Genomic DNA, 12677 nt, shown 5'->3' on the forward strand with positions numbered 1-12677 from the left:
GTTTGTAGTAGGGCAATTCATTGCCCGTTGTTAAGCGGAAGACGTGCGATAAATCGCACTACTACGAACCAAACCGTTTGTAGTAGGGCAATTCATTGCCCGTTGTTAAGCGGAAGACGTGCGATAAATCGCACTACTACGAACCAAACCGTTTGTAGTAGGGCAATTCATTGCCCGTTGTTAAGCGGAAGACGTGCGATAAATCGCACTACTACGAACCAAACCGTTTGTAGTAGGGCAATTCATTACCCGTTAATCTTTAGGAGGCATCAAATGGCAATCCTTTACATCACCCAACAAGGCGCAATGCTCCACAAATCCGGAAACCAAATCCTCGTGAAAAAAGAACGCGAGGTCCTTCAGGAAATCCCAATTGTCCAATTGGATGAAGTCGTTATCTTCGGCAATGGACACATCACAACACCGACGATGGGATACCTGCTTGATAAAAGCATCCCAGTCTCTTTTCTCTCCTCACGCGGAAAGTATAAAGGAAAACTCCAACCCGCGTATGGCAAAGATACACGCGTACGCCAACAACAGTACGCCGTTGCTACAGATTCAAAGCATTGTGTGGCGTTAGCGAAGTGTTTCGTTCGCGGCAAACTCACAAACGCCATCCGATTTTGCCAACGACAGCGCACCCAAAATGCCGAAATTAAGTCAGCAATCCGTTCTGTGCGTCAAACCGTGCAAAAACTTGAACGTGCGAAGAATTTGGAATCGCTGCTCGGATACGAAGGCACGGGCACAGCCGCCTATTACCGCGCATTCCGGCAACTGCTACGCCACGATTGGGGCTTCACATCCCGACAATTCCGACCACCACCCGACCCAATTAACGCCATGCTTTCACTCGGTTATACACTCTTACACAACCATGTCTATACCTTCACCCATGTCGTCGGATTCGATCCATACTGCGGATATTTCCATCAACCCAAGCACGGACATGCAGCACTCGCATCGGACATGATGGAAGAGTTCCGCCAGATTATTGTTGACGGATATGTGCTTTCACTGATTAACAACAATCGGGTTAAACCCGAAGATTTTGAGCAAACTAACAAAGGCATCCGATTCACGAAAGAGGCATTGGATCGCTTTCTGACTGGGTACTATGGACGGATGCAGCAGACGTTTCAGCACCCGATACGCAAGGAGAAAACGAACTACCTGCGTTGTGTTGAACTTCAGGTCAGGCATTTGGCACGTGTGATTATGGGCGAAGATGAGATCTATAGACCATTTCTCATTGATGTCTAAAAACGCTTTACTTCATGCGTGGATGGCCCCCGTGCCCATCCACGCATGACCTTATGCTCAAAAGGCAGGCTCAGCTGAATTTTTCAGAAAAAATTTGACATTTTTGCGGATTTAGTATAATATTTAATACGGTATTCCAAACGCGATTTATTGAGGGTGCGCGTGTGTATCACAAATTGCCCAAGAACCCATACTGCATTTGGATTCTCGATGGTTTTTTCAAAAAAACCGCGTTTGGATCAATGTTTACAAGGGTTCATGGGATTTTTGGGATAGAATTTTGAGGCAAAAAAGCCTCGCGCAGTTCGCGTTTGGTTTTGTGCCTACGGCTCCCCGTCTGGCCTGGATGCAAAAAGGGGTGAGTCTGAACACACTTTCCCGCTCGAAGGGAATTGAAACTAAGATTTTTAAGCTTCAACCAAAATATAAAATTCCGGTCTGAACACACTTTCCCGCTCGAAGGGAATTGAAACTTTTTTCAGGCGGGAGGTAAATTTTTAAGTTTCAAATTGTCTGAACACACTTTCCCGCTCGAAGGGAATTGAAACTTAATCCCAAAACGTCTACTTTCATTGCTTTTTCCTCCGTCTGAACACACTTTCCCGCTCGAAGGGAATTGAAACCCAATTTAGGCAAAGACACCTTGACCCGCTCGCTATCTGGTCTGAACACACTTTCCCGCTCGAAGGGAATTGAAACTATTTTCCCCTTGTTATGCGGGAACGATAATCCTGTCTGAACACACTTTCCCGCTCGAAGGGAATTGAAACAATTGAGCTTCCACAAAGCTGTAATAGGTTTCGGTCTGAACACACTTTCCCGCTCGAAGGGAATTGAAACATTTCTCCAGAAGTTTCTCCAAAAGCGAGACAGCCGTCTGAACACACTTTCCCGCTCGAAGGGAATTGAAACTTTTTTGCGTGGATCGTTTGCCGTAAGGACATCTCCGTGTGTCTGAACACACTTTCCCGCTCGAAGGGAATTGAAACGCGATTCCAAAAAATCTTTTTAACATTTTATAGAAAATGTCTGAACACACTTTCCCGCTCGAAGGGAATTGAAACAGTATTCTTCTTTTTTCCAGCGGATTGGTTGGTTATTGGTCTGAACACACTTTCCCGCTCGAAGGGAATTGAAACAGAACCTCTTCCACCGACGTCACCGTTGTCGTGCTGCCGAGTCTGAACACACTTTCCCGCTCGAAGGGAATTGAAACAAAACAAAAACCTCGAGCTTATTCTTCATTTTCAATTCGTCTGAACACACTTTCCCGCTCGAAGGGAATTGAAACATGGGACTCAATGATCGTGAGGCGGTACCATACAGTAGTCTGAACACACTTTCCCGCTCGAAGGGAATTGAAACATTTATAAATCCGACTGTTTCGGGATCCGCCAACGCAATGTTGGCACGGAGTCTGAACACACTTTCCCGCTCGAAGGGAATTGAAACGGCGTTAAAAGAACGAGTTGTTGTTAAACAACCTCGTCTGAACACACTTTCCCGCTCGAAGGGAATTGAAACCAGTTCTGCCACTTGGACCGCAATACTATCCCGTGTCTGAACACACTTTCCCGCTCGAAGGGAATTGAAACTAAGAATCGCCTCCCTAACCTTTAGAGGCAAGTCTGTCTGAACACACTTTCCCGCTCGAAGGGAATTGAAACGTGATTCCTAATTCACGCGCTGTGTAGTTCATCCCTATAGTCTGAACACACTTTCCCGCTCGAAGGGAATTGAAACATTCACATACCCGCCTACGTCAACCGCCGACATTTGTCTGAACACACTTTCCCGCTCGAAGGGAATTGAAACGTATCCCGTTGTCGTTCAGTTGAACGATTTCATTAACAGTCTGAACACACTTTCCCGCTCGAAGGGAATTGAAACGCGCCATCTAATTCTACTTTAAAGTAATGAGGATGTGTCTGAACACACTTTCCCGCTCGAAGGGAATTGAAACTTTGGATGCCCACGTTCGCCATGGTTTGTATTTATCAAGTCTGAACACACTTTCCCGCTCGAAGGGAATTGAAACCATCGGGGATGCCGATAGCGAGAAGTCCCGTGTATGTGGGTCTGAACACACTTTCCCGCTCGAAGGGAATTGAAACTGAGATGCCTCACGGCTACTTCGTGCGAAGCGCGGATTGGTCTGAACACACTTTCCCGCTCGAAGGGAATTGAAACATAAAGAGCTTGGTCTGGCAAACCATTACGCGGTCTTCCAGACAAGTCTGAACACACTTTCCCGCTCGAAGGGAATTGAAACTTAGGAGACGTCAGAAAACACTTCACGCATAGTGTTCTGTCTGAACACACTTTCCCGCTCGAAGGGAATTGAAACGCACAAAGGCCCGTGATTAACTTCATTTCTTTCCGGTCTGAACACACTTTCCCGCTCGAAGGGAATTGAAACGCGGACGGTATTTTATATAAAAAACCTTGACACACTGTCTGAACACACTTTCCCGCTCGAAGGGAATTGAAACGTTCGGCGTCTCCGCCGGGCCCTGCATAGAAGGATTGTCTGAACACACTTTCCCGCTCGAAGGGAATTGAAACAGGAACAGGAGGACATCCTCATTCTTGAGGCTTTTCGTCTGAACACACTTTCCCGCTCGAAGGGAATTGAAACTTACTGGTGTCGGAGGAACTTTGTCAGCCCATACTGGTCTGAACACACTTTCCCGCTCGAAGGGAATTGAAACTTATGAAGGTCGTCATGGCTCATACTCCCTAATTGGAGTCTGAACACACTTTCCCGCTCGAAGGGAATTGAAACTCGAAAAACGTGTTGCACTTTTAACCCATTTTCTTGGGCCAGTCTGAACACACTTTCCCGCTCGAAGGGAATTGAAACTTGGTCTAACATTCTAAACTCCTTTGTTTGAAGTGTGGGTCTGAACACACTTTCCCGCTCGAAGGGAATTGAAACAGGAAAGGTAAAAAGATTGCCATTGCGACAACCAGTCTGAACACACTTTCCCGCTCGAAGGGAATTGAAACTTATTGTTATTCCTTCGTCATAGATGAAGCCGTTGACTTCGTCTGAACACACTTTCCCGCTCGAAGGGAATTGAAACACTCCACGACGGGAGCAGTAACGGAGTCGATTAAGAAGTCTGAACACACTTTCCCGCTCGAAGGGAATTGAAACAGTCTAAGCTCGGTGGGACACATCCTCCTTACTGGTCTGAACACACTTTCCCGCTCGAAGGGAATTGAAACATCGCTCTGATCAAGCGTACTCCCTGGGACCTCATATAGTCTGAACACACTTTCCCGCTCGAAGGGAATTGAAACAGATGTCTACACTGTAGACGATGGTTCCTTGGAGTTGAAGTCTGAACACACTTTCCCGCTCGAAGGGAATTGAAACATATCCGTTAGATTCAAGTAAGTTAATTTTTTCTTGTCTGAACACACTTTCCCGCTCGAAGGGAATTGAAACCATTTTTGACTGCATTCAGCACTGCCTTTTTGTATAGTCTGAACACACTTTCCCGCTCGAAGGGAATTGAAACGAGTTCCTCGCGACCCCGCTCAAGAGCGGTGACGAACGGTCTGAACACACTTTCCCGCTCGAAGGGAATTGAAACCATTGCAAAAAGCAGTTAGAACTTCGTGCAGCATGTCTGAACACACTTTCCCGCTCGAAGGGAATTGAAACACGATTGCCCCTTCCTCTATTATCGCATTTGCGGAAAGTCTGAACACACTTTCCCGCTCGAAGGGAATTGAAACTCCGTAAATTGTAAACCAGTATTCGCCATGTTCACAATTATAGTCTGAACACACTTTCCCGCTCGAAGGGAATTGAAACGAAATTTCAACCTCAATGGCCACCTCGCCACCTGGGAGGTCTGAACACACTTTCCCGCTCGAAGGGAATTGAAACTTATAACGTCCGAGAATACAGTTTACAATATCAAGTCTGAACACACTTTCCCGCTCGAAGGGAATTGAAACACACGGTGTGTCTCCTTCAATTTGAAGTGTGGCAGGTTGTCTGAACACACTTTCCCGCTCGAAGGGAATTGAAACAATGCTCCGTCAACAGACACCGGCAACCCGTCAGCGGCACCAGTCTGAACACACTTTCCCGCTCGAAGGGAATTGAAACTATTTTTTTGATTTCTTCAAAAGAATCATCATTCCAGTCTGAACACACTTTCCCGCTCGAAGGGAATTGAAACTATTTCAAAACCTTTTGTGTTAAATACTATAAAAAAAGTCTGAACACACTTTCCCGCTCGAAGGGAATTGAAACTTGTGTGAACCTCCATTAGATTGAAAGGAGCGAGTTGTGTCTGAACACACTTTCCCGCTCGAAGGGAATTGAAACTCATCGCGAACCGCAATTAGCGTACCGCAAACCGGTTTGAGCCCATTTCCCCAATCGAACCGGATGGAAACAAGAACGAATAGCGGTCCGCGGTACGCGATTCGCGAGAAAGTCTGAACACACTTTCCCGCTCGAAGGGAATTGAAACTCATCGCGAACCGCAATTAGCGTACCGCAAACCGGTTTGAGCCCATTTCCCCAATCGAACCGGATGGAAACAAGAACGAATAGCGGTCCGCGGTACGCGATTCGCGAGAAAGTCTGAACACACTTTCCCGCTCGAAGGGAATTGAAACTCATCGCGAACCGCAATTAGCGTACCGCAAACCGGTTTGAGCCCATTTCCCCAATCGAACCGGATGGAAACAAGAACGAATAGCGGTCCGCGGTACGCGATTCGCGAGAAAGTCTGAACACACTTTCCCGCTCGAAGGGAATGGGAACCGCATATCGCATACCGCCAACCGCATACCGAAAAGCAAACAGCGGTAAACGGTCAGCGAAGAGCGATAAGCAATTTTTGAACACACTTTCCCAATCGAAGGGAGGAGGGATATCCATCCCTCCTCCCTTCCATCTTCCAACCTTCGCCTACCCTTTCCCGATCGAAGGGAATGGAAACGAAAAGAAAAATAAACGACCTTGCTATAAAATCAGACCCCGAATCGGTTGCGGATGACGAATATCTAAACATCCGCGTCAATCCGCGATTCAGACGAACAAATCTTATAATCATATAAATCACAGTTCTGACAACAAAATATCCAAAAATCCGCGTCATCCGTGTCATCCGCGAAAATCCGCCATTTGCGGCGTACTCGACCCCGGTTCATGCCACACGGCATGAATACCCGGTTCATGCCCTAAGGCATGAATACCGTTGATTCTGATTCATGCGACGTGCATTCAGACAATTCGACAATTGACTGCCGCTGTGCCTGCAGCAAATTCCGCTTGACCTCTCTTCTTTGATATGTTATCATTGTTGTATTGGAGATATTGTTATGACGACGATAGATGAACTATCCAAATTAATGAAAGAAGGTTTTGAAGCATTAAACAAACGGCTTAATCACATAGACATACGACTCCGTTCTGTTGAAACCGATGTTGCGTGGATAAAAGGTAAGTTTGAAGGGAGACAAGAAGACAGAGCGAGTGTCTGGCAGGTTATCACGACTGCTACTGCTGTTGGAGCAGCCATCATTGCACTTATTGCGCTCTTCTTGAAATAACTGAAATAATCTAATGCCTTTCCCTCCAGCTGCTTGCCCGATTCTTCTTCATTCGTTTCTTTGCTTCCCTTTTCACGCTCGAACGGAATGGAACTCTTAACCCACAACTCATAACCCAGCACCCATCTAAACACACTTTCCCGCTCGAAGGGAATTGAAATCGACCGATACTTAATACGCACAACGCATCACAATTTGGAATGAACTATGGAAATCCCTTTACTTTATGACATCTGCATCATATTCGGCTTATCAATTGGCGTTCTACTCATCTGTCATAGATTGGGGGTGCCCTCGATCGTTGGCTTCCTCGTGACAGGATTGATTGCAGGGCCTCACGGATTGGAGCTAATTCGGGCTGACCACGAAGTTGAAATCCTAGCCGAGATTGGGGTCATTTTACTGCTGTTCACCATCGGCATCGAATTTTCACTGAAACATCTGCTTCAGATTAAGCAAGCAGTGTTGATAGGGGGATCATTACAGGTCGGATTGACGCTGCTCGCGGCGTTTGCACTCGCTTGGCACTTCGGACAGGCGATCAACGCATCGCTTTTTATCGGTTGCCTCGCCGCCCTTAGCAGCACGGCGATCGTGATGAAATTGCTACAAGAGCGTGATGAAACAAGAACGCCGCATGGAGGCACAGCATTGGCAATCCTGATTTTTCAGGATATTGCCATCGTCCCGATGATCCTGATTACGCCAATCCTTGCCGGACACGCAGGAGACATGAGCAGGGCACTCATTTTACTGTTGGTAAAAGGTGTCGCGATGATTGCTGTGGTGTTTGTTGGGGCAAAATACATCGTGCCGCGCATTCTATCGCAAGTCCTGCGAACGCGCAGCCGAGAGATCTTCTTGTTGAGCGTTCTCGCAATCTGCCTCGCCGTCGTCTGGTTGACATCGCGTTTCGGCGTGTCTTTGGCACTTGGTGCCTTCCTCGCAGGACTAATCGTCTCCGAATCGGAGTCGAGCCACGACGCACTCGGTCACATCTCACCGTTTCGGGATGTGTTCACCAGCTTCTTCTTTGTGTCAGTCGGGATGTTACTCGATTTTCACATACTCTTTGAAAAGCCATTGTTGATTGCAGGACTGACAATCGGTGTTCTCGTTGTAAAAAGCATCATTGCGGGCGGAGTAACCTCGATGCTCGGATACCCGCTACGCACGGCGATTCTGGCGGGACTCACACTCAGTCAGGTAGGAGAATTTGCGTTGATCCTCGCGAAATCGGGTATCGAACACGGCTTGCTCAGTGACGCAAATTACAACCTGTTTCTCGCTGTTTCGGTTGTAACGATGGCTGTAACACCCTTTATCATCTCGGCAGCACCGCATGTCGCCGGTGGGATACTACGATTGCCGCTCCCAAGACGACTCGTGTCAGGATTAAAACCCATCGCTGCAACGCAAAATACTGAGCGGACGAACCATGTCATCATTATTGGTTTCGGCGTCAACGGACGAAACGTCGCAAAAGCCGCCCGGGCGGCAGACATCCCGTATGTCATCGTCGAAATGAATCCCGAAATCGTCCGAACGGAACAAGCCAATGGTGAGCCGATTTTCTACGGTGATGCTATTCACGACGCCGTACTTCACCATGCGAACATCAAAGCAGCGCGAGTTGTTGTCGTCGTCATTGCTGATGATGCCGCCTCGCGTCGAATCGTGGCAGCCGCCCACGCCTTGAATCCAACGGCGCACATTATCGCCAGAACGCGCCATCTTGCTGAAGTCGAACCGCTATATCGTATCGGGGCAAAAGAAGTGATTCCAGAGGAGTTCGAGACATCCGTCGAAATTTTCACGCGGGTGTTGATGGAATATCTCATCCCGCATGATCAGATCGAACAGTTCATTGCCGAGGTCCGGGCTGATGGGTATAAGATGTTCCGTACACCGCCCGAGGACACATCATCCGCCTCCGACCTGAAGGTGCATTTCCCTGACTTTGAGATTGCAGTCCTATGGGTCGATCCGAAATCACCTTTTGTTGGGAAATCCTTGACAGAAATCGCTTTACGAGGGACCTCCGAGGTGACGATCTTAGCAGTCCGACGCAATGAACAGATTTTAACGAATCCGCACGACGAACTACGGATTGAGCTTGATGACGAAGTTTATCTGCTCGGAAACCCTGAGAAAATCGCTCAGGTTGCCGATCTGTTCGATAACCCTGAAAACCAAGAACCAACACAAACGGATGTGGCGGATTAATGTTACACTTTCTACCAAATTATTTTTTTCACAACAGAAAATCGGGAATGAAACATCAACAAACCCTTACGACCACTATGTTCTCTAACGTTACACACCCAACACAAAATGTTACACCAGTGTAACATTTTTAAGGGAAATTACGAAGAAATATATCGTTAAGTTAAAACTATATTCACGTCCGTTTTCACGAAGAATAGACTGATTCAACATCGCCTCTGGTAAATTCCGCTTGATCTCTTTTTTTTCCTATATTATCATTGTTGTATTGGAGGTTTTAACTATGCAAGCCAAGCCACTTATGAGCGAGCACAGCAAACTGACCGACGCGCAGCTGCGGGAGTTTATCGTGAATGGACATCTCACCGTCCAAACCGATCTGCCGCGGAGTTTTCATGAAACCATCTATCGTAAAACGCAGGAATACACAGAAAAAGAAGGGAATTTAGGGAACAACATCTTGCCGCGCGTCCCAGAGTTGCAAGCTGTTTTTGAAGATCCAGCCGTCCGAGGTGCGTTCACAAGTATTCTCGGCGAGAATTACGCCATGCATTCCCATCGGCATCCGCATCGCAACAATCCACACAGCGATGGACAAGGATTCCACAAGGATAGTTATTGGGGTTATCAGAAAGTCCGCCATCATTGTCCGCGTTGGGCAATGGCGTTCTACTACCCCCAAGATTCGCCGGTCGAAATCGGACCCTCAGCCGTTTTACCCGGAACGCAGTACTATAGCACTCGCATCACGAAAAATAATGATGGTGAGTTAGCACTCAGTGGCGCAGCGGGGACGATAACGATTATCCACTTTGACCTGTGGCATCGCGCCATGGCGAATCTGACCGACAAAACGCGCTACATGATGAAGTTCCAGTTCGTTCGGATGGACGCACCGCGGGCACCCGAATGGAACGTAACCAATCCGCACTGGAGACTGGAAAACGGCGATCCGGCAATCCCGCGGCATCAAGGCACATGGCGGCACGTCTGGAACTGGATGGCAGGAGAATCCAACGGGCATGCAGCGCAGCCGGTTTCCAATGGAAATCTGTCAAAACACATCACAGCATTGGGTAATGAGGATACCTCTCTCCGTTCCGACGCCGCTGACGAAATAGGGATGTTAGGTGAATCCGCAGCAGAAGCAATTCCACACCTCATTCAGGCACTGTGTGATGTTTATGAACCTGTTCGGTTGAATGCCGCGTACGCTCTCGGAGCTATCGGCGCACCTGCTGTTCCCCAACTGATTGAAGTGCTTGGTGTTGAAGACCAAATCATGCGACGGATGGCTGCTTATGCATTAGCAGCAGTCGGGACACCTGCTGTCTCCGCCTTGAGTGAGGCATTACAACACGCCGAGGATGCCGTTCGTGTTGAAGCCACCTACGCCTTAGCACAAATAGGTGTAGATGCCGAACCTGCTATCCCCGCCTTGATGGAACGGACAAAGGACAATTCCGTTGAAGTCCGTCGCTATCTCGCCGAAGCCTTCGGTGGTATCGGTCCGGCTGCAAGCCCCGCGCTCCCTGTGCTCTGCGACATGCTAATCAGTGATGGGGACGGACAGGCACGGTTTGAAGCGGCATTGGCATTGGCACAGATTGGACCCGCCGCAAGCGATGCAATCCCCGTGCTGACAAAGGCATTTGCCGACGAGAATCGCTACGTCCGAGATAATGCCGTCCTCGCACTCAAACGGATTGACACACCCGAAGCCGAGTCGGCACTTTTTGATTACCTACTTATGACACGCTGGTGTCCGATTACAAACCGTGAAAGCACGCACTAACAAACCTCTATATTCACTCACCATTTTCCCCATGAAGGTAGGTGCGGTTTTGCGGCGTACTCGACCAAATGCGATGTGCATTCTAACCGCACCGAACATTTATTATGAACTACGACCTAATCATTAAAAACGGAACCGTCGTCGATCCTGCCCAAGGCATCCATGCCCGCAAAGATGTCGGATTCGCCAACGGACGCGTCTCAGCAATCAGCGATGCGATGCCAACATCCGAAGCGAGAGAGGTACTGGATGCAGAAGGGTGTTTCGTTACACCCGGCCTCATCGACTTACACGTTCATGTCTTTTACGGTGTAAGCCACTTTGGAATCGAACCCGACCCGACCTGTCTGGCGCGTGGGGCAACGACAGTCGTTGATGCTGGGTCCGCAGGCGCGGATACATTCCCCGGTTTCCGTAAATACGTCATTGATGTCAGCGACACACGTATCTTGGCGCAATTGAATATCTCTTCGCAAGGCATGCTCACGCAAGAGATTGGAGAGTTGGAAAATCCTGACTATGCCGATGTCGGAAAGGCGTGCCGAATGATAGAGCAGCATCGCGACATCATCTTAGGGGTCAAAGTCCGCTTGACGCGGGAGAGTATCGTCGGTGCAAGGGCACAGATGTTGCCGTTGCACAGGGCACGTGAAGCCGCTGACGCTGCAGGACTCCCTATAATGGTCCATCCGCAAGACGCTTGGTGTGAATCTATTGATGATATATTAGCACTGATGGGAGCGCGTGATATTCTAACCCACTGCTTCCACGGTATGGAATGTGGTATTTTGGATGAAAACGGCAGGATTCGGGATGCCGTCCATGCCGCCATAGAACGCGGTGTTATCTTTGATGTCGGACACGGGGCGGGGTCTTTCAGTTGGGATGTTGTTCAGAAAGCGATGGCGCAAGGCGTTGAACCCACAACACTCTCATCGGATTTGCATACCTACAACGTTGACGGTCCCGTTTACGATCTCGTGAATGTCGTAAATAAATTCCTACATCTCGGCATGTCGCTTGACGACGCACTTGCGAAGGTCACAAGCATTCCCGCTGAAACTATATTGATGCCGGGACAAGTGGGGACATTAGCTGTTGATGCCTGGGGGGATGCCGTGATTTTTGAACTGCGAGAGGGCGAATTCCAACTCACAGATGCACACGATCAGGTGCGGATTGGGAAAAAGAAGTTAGAACCAATTGTCGTGGTCAAAGGTGGGCAAGTGTATCGACAGAAAGGAGTAGGGAGATAAAATAATCGGGCAGCTGCTGGCGTGAAAGTTAACTATCGGGTCATACCTACTGCCCAATTCTTGTGAGAATAGAGAGGATTAACGAAACAACAGCAATACCACACGAGACGATAATACCCCCGATTTTCCAACGCTCGTTTGCGTCTACTCTCCGGTCGCGCGTGTTTTCTATAAGACCATCAAGTTTAGTATTCAACGTCTGGAATTTACCATCCATTTTTGCCTCTAAAGTATGTAGATCCCCGGCATGTTTCGCTTGATTGATTTTCATTTCCGAGGCATCATCTCGTATCTCCCTGATCTCAGCATCTACGTCCTGTAACTTGGTGTCCATCTTGTCCATCCTATCATTCATCTCAGAACGGACGTCCTTTATTTCGGAACGGACGTCCCTTATTTCGGAACGGACGTTTTTTAGTTCTGTGTCCATAGACTCAAGTTTTTGAAGAATTAAGTCTTCTTTATTCACTGTTCGATACCTCCTTTTAGCGGTGATAGTACTTGCTGATAGATGTATGGAAATTATAACACAAATCGGGACGCATGACAAT

The 12677-nt window shown here is 48.1% G+C and carries 6 protein-coding genes and 1 CRISPR repeat array; of the genes, 5 read left to right on the forward strand and 1 reads right to left on the reverse strand.

Annotated elements, in window-relative coordinates:
* Window positions 1–273: 273 nt before the first annotated feature.
* The 5 genes from cas1 (at window position 274) to OXN25_17390 (ending at window position 12126) form a co-directional block, all read left to right on the forward strand.
* Entirely contained in the window at window positions 274–1266 is a 993-nt protein-coding gene (gene cas1, locus OXN25_17370) for a CRISPR-associated endonuclease Cas1 (protein ID MDE0426622.1), read from the forward strand.
* Window positions 1267–1628: 362 nt separating this feature from the next.
* Window positions 1629–6058: direct repeats of the CRISPR family, unit length 37 nt; unit sequence GTCTGAACACACTTTCCCGCTCGAAGGGAATTGAAAC.
* A 560-nt stretch (window positions 6059–6618) separates the two neighbouring features.
* Entirely contained in the window at window positions 6619–6849 is a 231-nt protein-coding gene (locus OXN25_17375; GenBank protein MDE0426623.1) for a hypothetical protein, read from the forward strand.
* A 207-nt stretch (window positions 6850–7056) separates the two neighbouring features.
* The gene (locus tag OXN25_17380; GenBank protein ID MDE0426624.1) at window positions 7057–9075 is read left to right on the forward strand and encodes a cation:proton antiporter; all 2019 of its coding nucleotides are present in this window, start codon (window positions 7057–7059) and stop codon (window positions 9073–9075) included.
* A gap of 283 nt (window positions 9076–9358) precedes the next feature.
* Entirely contained in the window at window positions 9359–10870 is a 1512-nt protein-coding gene (locus tag OXN25_17385; protein ID MDE0426625.1) for a HEAT repeat domain-containing protein, read from the forward strand.
* 104 nt (window positions 10871–10974) lie between these two features.
* Window positions 10975–12126, forward strand: a complete 1152-nt coding sequence (locus tag OXN25_17390) for an amidohydrolase/deacetylase family metallohydrolase (protein MDE0426626.1) — start codon at window positions 10975–10977, stop codon at window positions 12124–12126.
* Between the two features lie 46 nt (window positions 12127–12172).
* On the opposite strand, the gene OXN25_17395 is transcribed toward OXN25_17390, so the two are convergent.
* Entirely contained in the window at window positions 12173–12595 is a 423-nt protein-coding gene (locus OXN25_17395; GenBank protein ID MDE0426627.1) for a hypothetical protein, read from the reverse strand.
* Window positions 12596–12677: the final 82 nt, after the last annotated feature.

The sequence above is a fragment of the Candidatus Poribacteria bacterium genome (genome assembly GCA_028820845.1).
Classification (GTDB): Bacteria; Poribacteria; WGA-4E; order WGA-4E; family WGA-3G; genus WGA-3G.